The organism is Microbacterium sp. LWS13-1.2 (assembly GCF_040144835.1).
GTDB lineage: Bacteria > Actinomycetota > Actinomycetes > Actinomycetales > Microbacteriaceae > Microbacterium.
In genome coordinates, this window is the sequence record NZ_CP151632.1 from 869,237 (window position 1) to 885,576 (window position 16,340).

16 protein-coding genes are annotated in these 16,340 nt (G+C 71.5%); 4 read left to right on the plus strand and 12 right to left on the minus strand.

What is annotated here, in order from left to right:
• Positions 1 to 140: 140 nt before the first annotated feature.
• Positions 141 to 542, plus strand: a complete 402-nt coding sequence (locus MRBLWS13_RS04230; protein ID WP_349427792.1) for a hypothetical protein — start codon at positions 141 to 143, stop codon at positions 540 to 542.
• Between the two features lie 194 nt (positions 543 to 736).
• Here the strand turns inward: MRBLWS13_RS04230 and MRBLWS13_RS04235 are convergent, their stop codons facing one another.
• Positions 737 to 1,744, minus strand: coding sequence for an aldo/keto reductase (locus tag MRBLWS13_RS04235; RefSeq protein ID WP_349427793.1), 1,008 nt, complete (start codon positions 1,742 to 1,744; stop codon positions 737 to 739).
• A gap of 21 nt (positions 1,745 to 1,765) precedes the next feature.
• Between MRBLWS13_RS04235 and MRBLWS13_RS04240 the strand changes: the two genes are divergently transcribed.
• Entirely contained in the window at positions 1,766 to 2,995 is a 1,230-nt protein-coding gene (locus MRBLWS13_RS04240) for an FUSC family protein (protein WP_349427794.1), read from the plus strand.
• Positions 2,996 to 3,038: 43 nt separating this feature from the next.
• Here MRBLWS13_RS04240 and MRBLWS13_RS04245 read toward each other — a convergent pair whose 3' ends face one another.
• Positions 3,039 to 4,025: a L,D-transpeptidase gene (locus tag MRBLWS13_RS04245; RefSeq protein ID WP_349427795.1), complete on the minus strand. Its 987-nt coding sequence runs from the start codon at positions 4,023 to 4,025 to the stop codon at positions 3,039 to 3,041.
• A gap of 62 nt (positions 4,026 to 4,087) precedes the next feature.
• Between MRBLWS13_RS04245 and MRBLWS13_RS04250 the strand changes: the two genes are divergently transcribed.
• Positions 4,088 to 4,846: an NAD(P)-binding domain-containing protein gene (locus tag MRBLWS13_RS04250; protein ID WP_349427796.1), complete on the plus strand. Its 759-nt coding sequence runs from the start codon at positions 4,088 to 4,090 to the stop codon at positions 4,844 to 4,846.
• Between the two features lie 52 nt (positions 4,847 to 4,898).
• Here the strand turns inward: MRBLWS13_RS04250 and MRBLWS13_RS04255 are convergent, their stop codons facing one another.
• From MRBLWS13_RS04255 to MRBLWS13_RS04280, 6 genes are all read right to left on the minus strand, one after another.
• Positions 4,899 to 5,330, minus strand: a complete 432-nt coding sequence (locus tag MRBLWS13_RS04255; RefSeq protein WP_349427797.1) for a DUF2809 domain-containing protein — start codon at positions 5,328 to 5,330, stop codon at positions 4,899 to 4,901.
• Positions 5,331 to 5,386: 56 nt separating this feature from the next.
• Positions 5,387 to 5,803, minus strand: coding sequence for a hypothetical protein (locus MRBLWS13_RS04260; RefSeq protein ID WP_349427798.1), 417 nt, complete (start codon positions 5,801 to 5,803; stop codon positions 5,387 to 5,389).
• A gap of 81 nt (positions 5,804 to 5,884) precedes the next feature.
• A complete protein-coding gene (gene speB / locus MRBLWS13_RS04265) occupies positions 5,885 to 6,865 on the minus strand; it encodes an agmatinase (protein ID WP_349427799.1) in 981 nt (326 codons plus the stop codon).
• The gene (locus MRBLWS13_RS04270) at positions 6,862 to 8,526 is read right to left on the minus strand and encodes a thiamine pyrophosphate-dependent enzyme (RefSeq protein WP_349427800.1); all 1,665 of its coding nucleotides are present in this window, start codon (positions 8,524 to 8,526) and stop codon (positions 6,862 to 6,864) included. The genes speB and MRBLWS13_RS04270 overlap by 4 nt, the downstream gene beginning before the upstream one ends.
• A 13-nt stretch (positions 8,527 to 8,539) precedes the next feature.
• On the minus strand, positions 8,540 to 10,210 hold the full coding sequence (locus MRBLWS13_RS04275; RefSeq protein ID WP_349427801.1) for an amidohydrolase: 1,671 nt from the start codon (positions 10,208 to 10,210) through the stop codon (positions 8,540 to 8,542).
• Positions 10,211 to 10,255: 45 nt separating this feature from the next.
• Positions 10,256 to 11,578, minus strand: a complete 1,323-nt coding sequence (locus MRBLWS13_RS04280) for an MFS transporter (RefSeq protein ID WP_349427802.1) — start codon at positions 11,576 to 11,578, stop codon at positions 10,256 to 10,258.
• A gap of 217 nt (positions 11,579 to 11,795) precedes the next feature.
• Here MRBLWS13_RS04280 and MRBLWS13_RS04285 point away from each other — a divergent pair, with 217 nt between their 5' ends.
• Complete coding sequence (locus tag MRBLWS13_RS04285; protein WP_349427803.1) at positions 11,796 to 12,722, plus strand: Lrp/AsnC family transcriptional regulator; 927 nt, start codon at positions 11,796 to 11,798, stop codon at positions 12,720 to 12,722.
• Between the two features lie 5 nt (positions 12,723 to 12,727).
• On the opposite strand, the gene MRBLWS13_RS04290 is transcribed toward MRBLWS13_RS04285, so the two are convergent.
• From MRBLWS13_RS04290 to MRBLWS13_RS04305, 4 genes are read right to left on the minus strand one after another with little or no spacing between them, the layout of a single operon-like run.
• Positions 12,728 to 13,432 carry a lipoate--protein ligase family protein gene (locus MRBLWS13_RS04290; protein ID WP_349427804.1) on the minus strand — a complete coding sequence of 235 codons (705 nt, stop codon included), beginning with the start codon at positions 13,430 to 13,432 and terminating at the stop codon, positions 12,728 to 12,730.
• Between the two features lie 35 nt (positions 13,433 to 13,467).
• The gene (locus tag MRBLWS13_RS04295) at positions 13,468 to 14,181 is read right to left on the minus strand and encodes a hypothetical protein (RefSeq protein ID WP_349427805.1); all 714 of its coding nucleotides are present in this window, start codon (positions 14,179 to 14,181) and stop codon (positions 13,468 to 13,470) included.
• Positions 14,182 to 14,231: 50 nt separating this feature from the next.
• Positions 14,232 to 15,806, minus strand: a complete 1,575-nt coding sequence (locus MRBLWS13_RS04300; protein WP_349427806.1) for a multicopper oxidase family protein — start codon at positions 15,804 to 15,806, stop codon at positions 14,232 to 14,234.
• Complete coding sequence (locus tag MRBLWS13_RS04305; protein WP_349427807.1) at positions 15,793 to 16,266, minus strand: hypothetical protein; 474 nt, start codon at positions 16,264 to 16,266, stop codon at positions 15,793 to 15,795. The genes MRBLWS13_RS04300 and MRBLWS13_RS04305 overlap by 14 nt, the downstream gene beginning before the upstream one ends.
• Positions 16,267 to 16,340 lie beyond the last annotated feature (74 nt).

The following is a 16,340-nucleotide window of genomic DNA, read 5'->3' on the forward strand; positions in this document are numbered from 1 at the left end:
ACGACCGGACGGATGCCTCGGCTCACGCGACACGCGGGGGCCGGGGCATCCGTCATCCCTTTGCGGCGCGGTGGTTCGGATCTACCATTCGAGCAACCGCCCACGCAGAGTCGCGCGGGCCCTCGGGCAAGGAGAACGCCATGACCGATCCGCAAGAGCAGAGCTGGACCGGATGGGTGGTGTTCGCCGGGATCGTCATGATCATCGCGGGAGCGTTCGACGCCCTCCTGGGACTGACGGCGATCCTGCTGCCTTCGAACGAGTATCTGTTCCTCACGGATGAAGCAGTGATCCTGCTCGACGCGGCGGGCTGGGGCTGGTGGCATCTGATCATCGGCGCCGCCATCGTCGTGGTCGGCATCTTCGTGCTGCGGGGCGCCACCTGGGCGCGCATCGTCGGTGTCGTCCTGGTGTCGATCAACGCGATCAGCCAGATGGGACTCCTCGCCGTGCAGCCCCTGTGGTCCCTCATCATGATCCTGCTCGACATCATCGTGATCTACGCGCTGATCGTCCACGGCCGGGAGCTGAAGCGCACCTGACACGCGGAGAAGTCGGAGCGCGAACGGATGCCTGTCACGTGCCGATGTTGAGCGAGCGAAGCGACGAAACACGCCCGCCCCCTTCGCGGACACTCGAGGCGTTTCGTCTCGCTCGTTCCTCGCTCGCTCAACGACCGCAACTCATGCACGCACCCTGTCGTTGAGCGAGCGAAGCGAGACGAAACGCCCCGAGGTCACCAGAGCGGGTGGATGGCGTCCCGCAGATCGCGGTCGTAGACCTCGTGCACGACACGGTCGAACGCGGCGACGTCGAACCCGGTCTCCTGCTGCGCACCGTCGAGGAGGGCTGCGGCATCCGCGTTGGATGACGCCTGGCGCACGTTGCGGGCGCCAGGGATGACGCTGGTGACGCCGGGCCGCGAGGCGATCCACGCGAGGGTCGCGGCGGGGAGCGTCACTCCATCGGGCAGGGCCCCCGCGAGCTCGGCGGTCGCCTGGACGCCGGTCTCGAACTCGACGCCCGAGAACGTCTCGCCCCGGTCGAACGCTTCGCCGTGGCGGTTGTACGTGCGATGGTCGTCGGCGGCGAACGTCGTGTCTGCCGTGTACTTCCCGGAAAGCAGTCCCGACGCGAGCGGCACACGGGCGAAGACGGCGACGCCCGTCGCCTCGGCCGCCGGCAGCACCTCGTCGAGCGGCTTGAGCCGGAACGGGTTGAAGATGATCTGCACGTTGGTCACGTTCGGCCGTGCGATGGCGGCGAGCGCCTGTGCGCACGTCTCGACGGACACGCCGTACGCGGCGATCGCTCCGGCGGCGACGAGGTCGTCGAGGGCGTCGTAGGTGGCGTCGTCCTCGATCACCGCGGTCGGCGGGCAGTGCAACTGCACGAGATCGAGCGTGTCGACACTCAGATTGCGGCGGGACCTTTCCGTCCACGCGCGGAAGTTCTCGGGCGTGTAGTTCTCGGGCTCCTGCGCCAGGCGCCGGCCCATCTTGGTGGCGACGGTGATGCCATGGCCGGGCCGGGCGGCGAGGAAGCGCCCGATGATCGACTCGCTGCGGCCGTCGCCATACACATCGGCGGTGTCGAAGAGGGCGACGCCGTTGTCGACAGATGCCGCGAGCACGGCCGTCGCATCCTCCTCCGAGACGGCGCCCCAGTCGGCGCCCAGCTGCCAGGTGCCGAGTCCGATCGCCGAGACCGAGCGTCCGGTGCGGCCGAGAGCGCGCTGCTGCATGAGGATCCTCCGGATCGAACGATGGGTGGTTCCCAGCATCCCACGTGGCGCGGCGTCGAGGGCCCCCTCTTCGATCGGCTACCGGCGGACCCCGGCGCACGCAAGCCCGGTGTGCACGGCACGTCGAGCGAGTACGTTTGCCTGCGACCGACGGGGAGGGAGGTCGCCATCGCCGAGCACACCCGGCCGTTGCGCCGCGCCGTCTCGTACACCGCGCGCCTCGCCGATCAGCCGCGCCTGCTGCTGGCGATCAAGACCTCGCTGGCGGCAGTGCTGGCGTGGTATCTGGCGCCGCTCATCCCGTTCACCGAGGACCAGTACTCCTACTACGCCCCGCTCGGCGCGCTCGTCACCATGCACCCGACCATCGCCCGTTCCGCTCAGGTGGGCGGGCAGGTGCTGATGGGACTCGCGCTGGGCATCGCCCTCAGCCTCTGCGGCATCGCCGCCCTCCGGCTGGGGGTGCCCGGCGGTGTGGTGCTGGGAGTGGTCATCGGCGTCGGCGTGCTGCTCGGCGGGTGGCGGCTGCTCGGCGCCGGCGGCGACTGGGTCGCTCTCGCGGCGCTCTTCGTGCTGCTCGCCGCCGGCGGCGATCCCGAGGGCTTCTCGATCTCGTACCTCGGCACGACGGCGTTCGGCGTGGTGGTGGGCATCGCGGTCAACCTCATCATCGTCCCTCCCCTGTACCTCCGCCGTGCGAGCGAGCGGCTGTCGGCGCTGCGCGACGCCGTCACGGGTGTGTTGCGAGACGCTGCGGACGCCGTTGCCGACGATCAGCTGGATCCCGAGCGCTTCCGTGCGGCGCTGGACGACCTCGGTGAGACGCGGTCGGCGGTCACCGAGGTCGTCGATGAAGCCGACGAGAGCGCCCGCGCGAATCCGCGCCGCCGGCGTCACCAGGAGGAGCGAGAGGAGAACGCCCGCCGCATGGCCGCGCTCGAGCGCACGGCGTTCCTCACCCGCGAGCTCATCGACCTGCTGGTCGAGCTGGAGGCGTCCGACGACGTCGCGCTGACCGGTGCCGTTCGCGAGCGCCTCGCCCACGCGATCCGGCAATCCGCCGACCTGATCGCCACCCCTCTCGGCGACCCCGCGGTGTCCGACCGGTTCCGGGGCGCGAGCGAGGCCCTCGCCGACTATCAGAGCGCGCTGGGCGCCCCGGAGCCGGGAGGCCGGGCGGAGATGGCCGCGGGTGCGGCGGTCGAACTGTGCCTGCGCCGCATCATCGACGTCACTCGACCGTTCGTCTGATCGGCTCCCCCTTTGCGTCCCCGGGACTCCCGGAGCGTTCCGCTCAGGGGTTGACGATCACGGGCGTTCCGAGCGGCAGGGCCGAGAGCTTCGTGATCGCCGTCGGATCGACGCGGAGGCATCCGTTCGAGATCGGCCCCGAACGGTCGTCGTGGTAGTGGAAGGCCGTGACCGCGACATCCGCTCCCCCGAAGCCGTCGAGCGTCGGCGACTGCACCGACAGGTACACGATCGGGTGTCCACGCGTGTACCCGTACTCGGGCACGACGCGCGTCGTCATGATGAACGCGCGCCCCATCGGCGTAGGGGTGCGATCCGTGCCCCAGGCGAAGTCCGTCGCGACCCGCTCGGCCACTCCGCCGCGGACGATGTCGACCGTGCGGCCCGAGATGCTCACCACGACGCTCGTGTCGCTCGGCGCCACCTCGACGTCGCTCTTGCGCAGCCAGCCGGCGACCTGGGCGGGGCTGCCCTGCGACGGCACCGCCTGGCGCCCGGTCAGCAGCACCTTCACCCAGTGCTCCTGCTCCTCGACGACCGGTACAGCGGTGCCGTCGTACGGGAACTCGTGCGGCAGGTACGCGACCGGCTGCGCGGTCGGGTCGGCCCACACGGGCGCACCGACCCCGAGCGCGACCGCGCGCAGGGGCAGCGGAGCGGTGAACGCCGCGTCGTCGACGGCCAGCCCGGGGATGACGGCGAAGACGTTCACCTGCGGCAGGGTCGTCACGTCGTACCCCGCCGTATTCGCCGGGAAGCCGGCGGGCGTCGGTATCGGCGTCGGTGTGGGCGTCGGGCTGGGTTGCGTGGTCGCCGCGCGGGTCGGCGAGGGCGACGGCGGAGCGGATGCCTCGGTGACGGGCGGCTGCAGCAGCCACGCCGCCGCCAGCCCGCCGGCGACGACCACTGCGGCGAGCGCCACGAGCAGCCAGACGCGCAGCGGGCGGCGCGCCGCGGTCGGCGTCGGCGGCTGTGCGTCCGGCACGGTGGGCTCGACCGCAGCCGGGCCGTCTGTCTCGGCATCCCCCATCCCCCCATGGTCTGTTGCGAGGACGGATGCCGCAACTCCACGCCGATGACTAGCCTGGGCCGGTGAGCAGTGACGGCCAAGATCAGCAGCAGGCGCCGGACCGTCGCGAGGCCGACCGGGCGATCCGCGTCCTCGGCATCATCGGCGCAGGACGCGTCGCTCAGGTGCTCGCACGCCTCGCCGTCACTGCCGGGTACGAGGTGCTCGTCGCCGGGTCGGGCGATCCGTCTCGGATCGCCGCCACCCTTGCCACCGCGGCTCCGGGCGCGGTCCCCGCCGCCGGATCCGTCGTCGCACGAGACGCCGACGCGGTCATCCTCGCGCTGCCGCTCCCCCAGCACCGCACCCTTCCGGTCGATGCGCTGGACGGCGCCCTCGTCATCGACGCCATGAACTACTGGTGGGAGGTCGACGGGCTGCGGGCCGACTTCGGCGACCTGCGCACGTCGACCAGCGAGACCGTGCAGCGTTTCCTTCCGGGCTCACGGGTGGTCAAGGCCTTCAACCACATGGGCTACCGCGACCTCGACGAAGAGGCCCGGCCCACCGGCACTCCTGGGCGCAAGGCGATCGCCGTCGCCGGCGACGACGCCGACGACGTGGCGCTCGTGGCCCGGCTCGTCGACGATCTCGGATTCGACCCGGTGGTCGCCGGTCCCCTTGCCGCGGGCATCATGCTCGAGCCGGGCGCCGAGGCGTTCGGCGCCGACGTCGACGGCGCCGAGCTGCGTGCGATGCTCGACCGGTTCCCCGCCTCTCAGCGCGGGATCGTCGTCGCCCGCGCCCGGGCCGCGGACACGCAAGCGGATGCCGGCGCCTGAGGTCGCAGCATCCGTCCCGTTGCATCGTGAGGGGCGGGCACGCCGACGTCCGTCAGCGCGCGGCTCGGGTGCGGGAGCGGACGACGGCGTCGAGCGCGGTGACCACCGCGATGGTCGCGATGTACACGACGAGGTCGCGCGTGTCGAAGACCGTGCCCAGCAGGAGCATCGCAGGGGGGAACTCGGCGCCCCACGCGAGCGGCAGGCCGGTGAGCTGGAACAGCTCGACGCCGACGCACCAGAGCATCGCAATGCCGCCCACGGCGAGCGCGGGCGCCCGGGGAGCGATCAGCACGACCGCGAGGTAGGCGGCGACGGCGTACAGCGCGTCTCCGGCGATATCAGTCGCGCTGCTGTCGGGCAGCGCCGCGTGGACGACCAGCCCTGCTCCGATGGTGAGGACCAGCAGCACCGCCGCGAGCACGCGCCGGCGGGTGCCCGGCCGCGCTCGCGACACCGTGGCCGCGTCGCGAGTGAAACCCATGCGCCCAGTCTCGCGCACCGGGGCCGCGCGGCTGTCCCGCGCAGCCCCGGTCCGGCTCAGAGCGCTCGCCGCTCCTCGAGGTGGAAGTCGTTCGAGCGCGACCCGTCGGGGCGCGTGGTGTCCTGGTAGACGAACTGGTCGCCGCGCTCGTCGAAGGCCGCGAACCACTCGTCCCAGGTGACCGCCCGCAGGTCTTCGAGGTCGTTGCCGAAGTCGAAGTCCAGACGGAGCTCTCCGACGATGCCGTCGCCTTCGGAGCCTCCGACCGTCGCCGGTGTGGCGTGACGGTCCTCGGCCCACCTGCGGATCACCTCGTGATCCGTCGTGGCGTTGTACTCGTGGGCCTCCGCCGCCGCGCCCGGCATCGCACCTGGCGTCACACCTGTGGTCGCGTCTGCCGTCGCGCCGGTCATCGCGTCGCCGGCGCCTGTCGTCTGCTCCGGGTTCCGCGCATCATCTGCATAGCCGCTCATGGCGTCCTCCTCTGCATCTGTTTCCACCCTGCGGCGTGCGGGGCGGACCGTGCAGGGGGTTGCAGACGGGGTGCGAGCGCGCTAGCCCTGTTCTCCGCCGGTCCGCGCGGCGCCGATCCGGGCGGCCATCAACGTGACGAGCTCGTAGACGACATGACTCGCCGCGATGCCGGTCAGCTGCGCGTGGTCGTACGCCGGCGACACCTCGACCACGTCGGCGCCCACGATGTCGAGGTCGCTCAGGGCACGCAGCATCCGGAGCAGCTCCCGGCTCGTCATGCCGCCGGCCTCGGGTGTTCCGGTGCCGGGGGCGTGCGCGGGGTCGAGCACATCGATGTCGATCGAGATGTAAAGCGGCCGGTCGCCCACGCGGCGCCGCACCCGCTCGATCGCCGCCTCGATGCCACGTTCCTCGATGTCGACGCTCGAGACGATCGAGAACCCGAGCCGCTCGTCGTCGTCGAGATCCTGCTTCGAGTACAGCGGCCCGCGCGTGCCGACATGGCAGCTGGCCGTGAGGTCGATCAGCCCCTCCTCGCTCGCGCGCCGGAAGGGTGTGCCGTGCGTGATGGGCGCGCCGAAGTAGGTGTCCCACGTGTCCAGGTGCGCATCGAAGTGCAGCACCGCGACGGGCCCGTGCTTCCGGTTCACGGCCCGCAGGAGCGGCAGGGCGATCGTGTGATCGCCGCCCACCGTGACGATGCGCTCGACCCGGGAGCCCAGGTCGAGGGCGGCCTGCTCGATCTCGGCGACCGCCGCACCGATGTCGAACGGATTCGCCGGGATGTCGCCGGCGTCGACGACCTGCGCCTCGGCGAACGGCGACACGTCCTGCGCCGGGTTGTAGGGCCGCAGCAGCCGTGACGACTCGCGGACGTGCGACGGGCCGAAGCGCGCGCCGGGGCGGTAGCTGACGCCGGTGTCGAACGGGATGCCGACGATCGCGATGTCGGCGCGCGGCACGTCTTCGATGCGCGACAGTCGCGCGAACGTCGCGATGCCGGCGTAGCGGGGGTGGACGGACGCGTCGACGGGGCCGACGGGCTCGTGGTGCTCGGTCATGATTCATCCTTCGGAGTGGACGGCGTCGCGCTCGCGGCGCTGCGCGTCTGCGGAATGTGGACCAGCTGCACGCCGCCGGCTTCGATCGCCGCGGCGAGCGCCGGCGCGATGTCGTCGTGGCTCTCGGCGCGTCGCCCCGTCGCGCCGAACGCGCGGGCGAGCGCGACCCAGTCGGGCTGTACAAGATCGACGCCGACCGGACGGATGCCGCGATCCACCTCGTTCTGCTTGATCTCGGCGTACCCGCCGTTGTCGACGCACACCACGGTGAGATCGAGCCGCTGCTCGACGGCGGTGGCGAGCTCGTTGACGCTGAACATGAGCGCGCCGTCGCCGACCACCGCGACGACGGGTCGCCCGCCCTCGGCCGGCTGCGCCACGCGCGCGCCGATCGCCGCGGGAAGGCCGTAGCCCAGCGTGGCGTAGGTGGGCGTGTACAGCAGCGAGTGCGGCGCCGACTGCCTCAGCACGTTCGCGAGCGCCATGTAGACGATCTGCGAGGAGTCCCCCGCCACGATGGCGTCATGCGGCAGCGCCGCCGCGATCGCCTGCGCCAGGGCGACAGTTTCGGGGAGGACGCCGCGGGTCTCCTCGGCGATCGCGGCGCGTGCGCCCGCGAGGTCTCGGGGCGGCCGCGGTGCCGCAGGAAGCCCCGAGAGCAGCTCCTCGACGACTGCGGCGCAGTCCCCGACGATGCCGACCATGGCATCGAGGTTCTTGTGCAGCTGCGCGGCCGAGATATCGACGCGCACGACCGCTCCGCGCGCCTCGAGCCGGGGCGCCCACAGCTCCGCCTCGCCGAGCTTCGACCCCAGCACCAGGAGCACATCGGCATCTTCGGCGACGCGGCGGGCGGATCCCAGCCGCAGGTTCGATCCGAGCGAGAGGGGGTGGTGCTCGTCGACGGCCGCCTTGCCGTTGAGGGTCGTGACGACCGGCGCCCCGAGCCGCTCCGCGAGCGCGGTCACCTGCCGGCCGGCGCGGGTGGACCCGCCGCCCGCGACGATCACCGGCCGCTGAGCCGACCTCAGGAGGGCGATCGCCTCGCGCACCGCGGCAGCGTCGCCACGCACCGGTGCCGGCACCGGGCGCGCCGCCCGTGCCGCCGCAGGGACGCCGGCAGGCGCCTCCAGGACGTCCAGGGGGATCTCGATGTGCACGGGGCGCGGGCGCCCGGTGCGGAACAGCGCGAAGGCGTCGTGCACGGCGTCGACGGCATCCGTCCCGCTCGCCACGCGCCGCGACCACTCGGCGATCGCGCCGACCATGGCTGTCGCGTCCTTCGTCTCGTGCAACGTGCCGACGTCCTGGAACTCGGCGCCGAGCGGCACGCCCGGCGAGATCACCAGCAGCGGCCGCGACTCGCAGAACGCGGTGCCGATGGCGCTCATCGCGTTCTGCAGCCCCGGACCCGACGTCGTGATCACCACGCCCGGCAGGCCGGTCTGCTGGGCCCAGCCGTCGGCGCCGTACCCCGAGCCCTGCTCGTGGCGATTGGTCACCGCGCGCAGGCCAAGGTGCGCCAGCGGCCGGTACAGCTCGAGATTGTGCGTCCCCGGGATGCCGAAGACCGCCGTCACGCCATAGGCGCGGATCGTCTCGAGCACGGCCCGGCCGGTGGTGTCGGCGTACCGCGCCCCGATCTCGTCGTATGCGTCCATGTCAGCCCACGCCTCAGGATGCCGCGAATCGGCGCACGCCGCCGACCCAGGTCTCGAGCACCGGGATCTCTGAGATCGCCGATGCGTCCACGGCCAGCGGGTCGCCGCCGAGCACCGCGAAGTCCGCGTGCTTGCCGACCTCGAGCGAGCCGAGGTCGTCCTCGCGGCCGAGCGACACCGCCCCCTCGATCGTGTGTCCGCGCAGTGCGGCGCGCGCCGACACGCGCAGGCCGTCGGGTCCGAGCTTGTGCCCGCGGCGAGTGACGCGCGTCACGGCCGTCTGGATCGCTTCGAGCGGGATCGGCTCGGCGACGGGCGCGTCCGACGAGATCGTGAACGGCACCCCCGCCGCCTCGAACTCGCCGAGCGGGTTGAAGCGCTCACCCGGTGTGCCGATCGCCTGCTCGACTCCCTCGCCCCAGTTGAAGTAGTGCTGCGTCTGGTTCACCGGCCGGATGCCGGCGGCCGCCATCCGCTGGATCTGCTCGGGTGTCGGCAGCCCGCAGTGCTCGATCCGGTGGCGTGCGTCGTCGTCGGGGCGCTCGGCGAGCGCCGCCTCGATCGCCGAGACGACCATCTCGATCGCGGTCGGGGACTGCGCGTGCGTCGCCGTCTGCAGGCCCGCCGCGTGCGCCTTGCGGATGAGCTCGGCGTACTCTGCGGGCTCGTGGTACAGCTGCCCGGTGCGGCACGGGTCGCCGACGTAGCCGTCGGGGAAGTACGCCGTCCACCCGCCGAGCGTGCCGTCGGCGTACAGCTTGATGCCCGCGAAGCTCAGGTGCGCGTTGCCGAACTGCCCGACCAGCCCCATCTCGAGCGCCTCGTCGAGCAGGTGCGACAGCAGGTACATCGACACGCGCAGGTCCAGCCGTCCGGCCTCGGCGAGCCGCAGGTACATGTCGAACTCGCGGCGTGACACCTGCGCGTCGCCGAGCGTCGTCACTCCCCCGGCTAGGAAGCGCTGCGTCGCGGCATCGAGCTGACGCAGGTGCTCCTCCGGCTCATCGGCGAGATGGAAGTTCGGACCGTGATGGCCGATCTTCACGCCGTGCACGCCGGTGAGCATGTTGCACGCGGCATCCGAGATCTCCCCGGTCAGCTCCCCGTCGGCGTCGCGGAAGATCTCGCCGCCATCGGGGTTCGCGGTGTCGCGATCGATGCCGTTCTGCGCGAACGTGTACGAGTTCACGACCCCGCCGTGCCCCGACGCGTTCATGAGGTAGACCTGGCGATCGCTCGCGACCTCGTCGAGCTCGAACCGGGTGGGATGCCGCTGCTCCGCCAGATTGCGGTGCTCGTAGCCGTACCCGCGGACCGGCCGTCCCTCGGGCAGGTCTGCCGCGGCGGCCTGCAGCAGCGCCACGATCTCGGCGATGCTGCCCGCCTTCTCTGGTCCGCAGTCGACCCACGTCATGAGCTGCCCGTACATGAGCGGGTGCGCGTGCGCGTCGACGAACCCCGGTACGACCACCGCGTCGCCGAGGTCGACGACCTCGGGTTCGAGGCCGGCGGCGACTGCGGCCTCGCGGCACTGTGCCGCCGTGCCGATCGCGACGATCCGGCCGCGATCGGTGAGCATCGCCGTGGCGGTGCGGTCGAGCGCGTCGACGGTGTGGATCGCGGCGGCCGTCAGCAGGCGCGGGGTCTGCTGCGCGGGGCGGTCGAAGGGGGCGAGCTTTCGCATGTCTACCTCAGTGGTGGGTCGTGCCGGGGCGGGGCCGCGTCGGGCTCAGGAGGTGCGGGCCGTCGTGGTGTCGGTGCGCGGTGTGAAGGAGTCCGTCACGGGCGCCTCGTCGGAGTGCTGCGGCGCGAGCCACGTGCAGATGCCGGCGAGCACGGCCATGCCGGTGAACATCGCGATGACCGACCAGATGCTCCCCGTCCATGCGATGAGCTGCGTCGCGAACCAGGGCGAGAATCCGGCCCAGATCGCCGCGCCGACGCCGTACGACAGCGCGATCGACGTGTAACGCGCCTGCGGGCGGAACATCTGCGCGAGGATCGCGGCGATCGGCGCGTAGGTGGCGCTCATGGCGATGCGCACGAGCGACGCCATCAGGAAGATCACCGGCTCGACCTTGCCCGGCAGCACCAGCATGAAGGGCACGAACGTGAGCACCGAGGTCACCAGGCCGATGTACATGACGTTCTTGCGCCCCCACTTGTCGCCGAGCCAGGCGACGGGCAGCGTCACGACGAACTCGATGAACGACGCGATCGTCATGGCGTCGAGGATCAGCTGCGGGCTCATGCTGATCGGCTCGCCGGTGGCATAGGCGGTCGCGAACGTCGTCGCGAGGTAGTAGCCGCCGGTCGAGATCGGCAGCACGCCGATGCCGAGGAGGATCGGCTTCCAGTTGACGCGCAGCGCGAAGGCGAGCGGCATGCTCTGCTTGCGGCCCTCGATCTTCTGCTCGAACACCGGCGACTCCTCGACGCGGTAGCGCACCCAGAAGCCGACGGCGATGAGCACGATCGACAGGAGGAACGGGATGCGCCAGCCGCCGTTCATGATGAAGTCGTCGCCGAAGCGCGACATGATCGCGAAGATGCCCGAGGCCAGCAGCGCGCCGGCGGGGTTGCCCAGCTGCGTGAAGCCGCCGTAGAAGGTCTTCTTGCCGGCCGGTGCGTGCTCGACGCTCATCAGCACCGCGCCGCCCCACTCGCCGCCGACGGCGAGGCCCTGCATCGCCCGCAGGAGGATGAGCAGGATCGGCGCGACGATGCCGATCGTCTCGTAGGTCGGAAGGCAGCCCACGAGCACGGTCGAGATGCCCATCAGCAGCAGCGTGATCACGAGCGACACGCGCCGCCCGAGCTTGTCGCCGATGTGCCCGAAGATGATGCCGCCGAGGGGACGGACGAGGAACGCCACGGCGAACGTCGCGAACGCCGCCGCCGTCTCGGCGAGCGGGTCACCACTGGGGAAGAACAGCGGTCCGAAGACGAGCGCGGCGGCGGTCGCGTAGACGTAGAAGTCGTACCACTCGATGGTGGTGCCGACGAACGCGGCGATTCCTGCGCGCCGCGCCCTGCTGCTGGTCGTAGTCATGGCCGCTCCTTTGCGGATGTGTCGGGATGGATTGGATGGTAGGGACGAACGGATGCCGGTGGCAAGGGCAGAACTCCAGCACTGAGCGCTTCGGACTGGCGTTCTGAAGGCTCTATCACGCAGTTCAACGCGCCCCGTCCGGTGAGCTCCGCCCTAGACTCGACTTCTGCGACTCACTGCGCGCGATCTCGGGAAAATCGACGAATCGAGGATCGGTATGGATTTCGACGCCGAGCTCATCCGCGAGCTGCAGGTCGACGGCCGCGCCAGCATCCACTCCCTGGCCGGCCGGCTCGGCCAGTCACGGGCTGCGGTCTCGACGCGCCTGAACGCGATGCTGGCCGACGGCACCGTGCGGGTCGTCGCCGCCGTCGACCCGGTGTTCCTCGGCCAGCACGTGCTCGCACACGTCTCCATCCGCACCCGCGGCGGCGTCGAGCCCGTCGCGCAGCACCTGCGCGGACTCGGCGAGACGGTGCTCGTGTCGGCGGTCGGGGGCGCCCACGACCTCGTGACCGAGGTGCGGCTCGGATCGATGCCCGCCCTGCACGACCTGCTCGCGCAGATCCGGGCTCTGCCGGGAGTGGCCGACATCAACACCCTCATCTACACCGACGTGGTCAAGGGGTTCTTCGTCTCGGAGTACCACGGCGACGTCACCATCGACGCCATCGACACCGCCCTCATCGAGCAGCTGCAGCGCGACGGCCGCAAGAGCTACCGGGCGCTCGGCGAGGCCGTGCGCCTGTCCCCCTCGGCCGTGACGACGCGGGTGCAGCGGCTCGTCGACGGCGGGGTGATCAAGATCAGCGCCGTCGAGGCCCGCGGGCTCGCGCACCGGCAGCTCTCGATGGGCGTCGGCCTCAACCTCGCCGGGTCCGACGACCGCGTGACCGAGGCCCTCCGCACCTGGCGCGGCGTGGACTTCGCCGCGCGCACGCTCGGCCGCTTCGACGTCGTCACGACGCTGGTCGAGCCCTCCGCCGGCGCCCTGTACGCGAGCCTCGAGCGCATCCGGGCGATCCCCGGCGTCGCGAACGTCGAGGCCTGGTTCCACCTCGCCGTCCTCAAGGAGGATTACGCCCGGACGCTGCGTCCCGCCGGCGGCGGCATCCCGCAGCCGGTCGGCTCGACGGGCGGCTGACCGGATCAGCCCCCGGCGAGCGCCGCGATCAGGGCGTCCTCCGCGGTGGCGCGTGGGATCCGCGTCGTCTCCGCGCCGAGACTGCCGAAGGTCGCCGGATCCCAATCGAGTCCGAGAGCCTCGTTCACGGCGACGAGCACCTCGGCGAAGCGCTCGACGCCGGCGAGCGGCAGCATCCCGCTGAGCAGCCGCGCGCCGCGCACCGCCCGCTGAGAGGTGCCGATCAGCTTGACAGCGCCCCGCGCGTTGATGCTGAACTCACCCGGGCAGTACTCCCCCGGCACGTCGCCGACCCGCGCGTCGACGCCGAGCCCGCGCATCGCTGCGGCGAGCGCATCGCCGATCTCCGTGAAGAACCGCGTCTGGTCGATGGCGCCGTCCTCCTCGCGGTGGATCACGTCGAACACGATGCACGTCTCGTCATAGGCGACCGCGCGGCCGCCGGTGGGACGGATGACCGGCGCGAAGCCGTGCACGATCGACGCGCGGCTCGCCGTGGCGAACCCGGGCAGGCGGCTCTCGCGGCGGCTCATCGCGACCGTCGGCGCAGGCGCGTACAGCCGCACCACGCGATCGTGCGCGATCACGCCCGTGGCCACGGCCCGCAGGAGCTCGACGGATCGCTCGAGGTCGGCCTCGGCATCCGCTCGCTCCTCCTGGCGGATGACGAGCGCTGGGCCGTGCGACGGGAGCAGAGCAGGCGATGCCACGTGCACCACACTCTCACGACCTCGAGACGGTGGCGTCAGCGCGGTCCCCATTGCGCCGGCGGCCCCGCGCTTGGTCGCCGGGGCGTGTAGGTCTGCCACGCCCCCCTGAAGCGATACCCGCCGTACCAGGCGGTGGCGGCGACGATCGCCAGCCCCACGACGACGCCGACGGTCACCGCTCCGCCCGTGGGCATGCCCAGCGCGGCGCACAGGCCGCCGGCGAACATCCCTCCCACCGACCCCGTGACCAGTCCGCTCATGATCAGCGAGGAGCCCAGCACCTGCTCGAATCCGCCGCGATGCCGCAGGAACGAATAGGTGACCCCCATTCCGACGAAGTCGTCGTGGGTGGAGGCGAGAAAGTACTCGGCCGCCGTCGGGTCGACATCGGCGTAGCCGCCGCGGATCCGGTTCATCGCGAGGACGTACATCATGTCCTCCTCCGAGACCGTGAGGACGCGGATCAGCGTGAGCAGGCCGACCACCATCAGGAACCCGAGGATCGCCAGCGCGGCGACCGGGAACCAGGACCCGAACTGCGTCGCCTGCCCGAGCAGGCCGATGGTGACAAGGCCTGCCGAGACGAGCGTGAGGTAGATGCTGATGCGGGTGAGCACCTCGCTCTGCGCGGTGCTGCGCGCGGCGAGAAGTCCCCAGTGCTCGGTCGCGAGGATCTGCAGTCTCCGGGCGAGCGCCGCGTCGCTCCGGGCGTCGCCGGCATCTTCGAGGTGCTCGGCCCCAGTCGCCATGGTTCATCGTCCCACTCGGCCTCGGCGAGGGGTAGGGCGGTGAGGATCGCTCACTCGGGGTCGTTGCCCGAGTCGCGACCGAGCCGGAACGGCGTCGTGATGCCGGTGTACGCCAGATGCGTCATCAGACCCTCCGACGCGTGAGGGAGGTTGTGGCAATGGTCCATCCAGATGCCGGGATTGTCGGCGGTGAACGCCACCTCGTACGACTCGCCGTGCTCGACGTCCAGAGAATCCACCCACCACGGGCTGCCCGTCGACGGCTGCCCATCCCTCGACAGCACCAGCAGATGGTGGCCGTGCAGATGCATCGGATGCACCTCGCCACTGTTGTTCGCGATGCGCATCACGACGATGTCGCCCTCGTCGACCATGTACATCGGGACGGCGGGCAGGATCCCGCCGTTGATCGTCCACCAGTACCCCGGGAGGCCGTCGAGGAATCCCGGCAGTCGTCCGATGTCGTACGTGAAGGTGCGGTCGGCGTCGGCCGGGTCGATGCCCGTGTCGGCGGGCTCGCCGTACGCGAGGACGTCGACCGACTCGCGCGGCGCCGACGAGGTGTCGGCCTGCGCCCCGTCGGGTCCGACGATCAGCGACGCGCCCGGCACCTGCACGCGCACCGCACCCTCGACGGGCACGCGCACTTCGAGGTCGGCGCGCGCACCCGCGGTGAGCTCGACCGCACGCCCCTCCACCTCGCCGGGACCGTGGAGATCCTGCCCGTCGATCGCGAGCACCCGGAAGGCCGAGCCGGTCACCCACGCCGAAGTCGGCGTGCTGTCGGTGTTGATCAGCCGCACGCGCACGGTCCCTCCGGGCTCCGCCCGGTGGTGCCCGTCGCCGGTCGCGCCGTTGAGGGTGCGCTGCCCGCCCGGATACGTGTGGATCGCCGCGACCACGTCGGCCACGGCATCCGTCGTCCCCGCTGCAGGCTCGAGGATCACGGCGCCGAACAGACCGCCGACCACCTGCGGGTGGGAGGCCTGGTGCGAGTGGTACCAGAACGTGCCCGACTGCTCGGCGACGAACCTGTAGGTGAAGCTGTCACCGGCGCGCACGGCGTCCTGCGTGACGCCGGCGACGCCGTCCATCGCGGCCGGCACGTCGACGCCGTGCCAGTGCAGCGTGACACCGTCCGGCACGTCGTCGTTGCGCAGCACGACCTCGACCAACTGCCCCTCCGTCGCACGGATGGCCGGACCCGGTGACTCGCCGTTGAGGGTGAAGCCGTCGAACGGCTCACCACCGTCGGGCGTGATGCGTTCGGAGCGCGCGACCAGCTCGACACGAACGTCCGCCGGCCGCCCGGGATCGGCGACGAGGTCTATCACGCTCATCGTGGCCAGGTCGTTCGCGGTCCCGGTGACGGCCGCGGGCGCGGCACCGGCCGCGGCGCCGTCGGCGGTGCGGCCGCCGTGCGCTCCCGCATGCAGCGCGGCCGAGCCGGGTCCGCCGCCGTAGTCCGGCACGCCCACGTCCATCGCGGAGTACGTCCCCGGCAGGATGCTGGCCCACCATGCCCAGCCGACGCCGGCGAGCGCAATCGCCGCGACCACCACGGCGAGCCGGCGGGCGAACCACGCCCACCGGCTCGTCGCAGGGTCGGTCCTAGACGGTGGCACCGGCTGTGGTGGTGGTGGTCGCCGCCTGGGCAGCCGCCACCCGGTTCTTCGACGCGCGCAGCCCCGCGATCAGAGCGACGGCGAACAGCAGCAGCGCGTTCATGCCGTGCAGGAATCCGAGGAACGGGATGCCGTGGCCCAGCAGGCCGAGCGTCACCTGCAGAATGACGAGCACGAGCACGCCGACCGCGAACGCGACGCCGCGCGGAACCTTGGCGAAGAACGAGACGATCAGCAGGGCAAGCGCGAGGAGCGGGATGACGAACATGCCGTTCATGCCGTGGATCATGAAGCCCATGACCTCCGGGAACGGCGGCGGGCCCTCCTGGGCCGACGCGTCGACCACTCCGCCTTCGGCGATGTAGAGGCTGAGCCCGGCGGACGCCCACGCGTGGGACGCCGCCTGCAGCGCGACGAGCGCGCAGATGGTGAACGAGATGATGCGGTATGCGAGGCGCATGATTTCCCCCAGGGTGTTGATGCGATGACACTCCAGAGCACGCCGACGGCACGGTGATACATCCGCACCCCTGC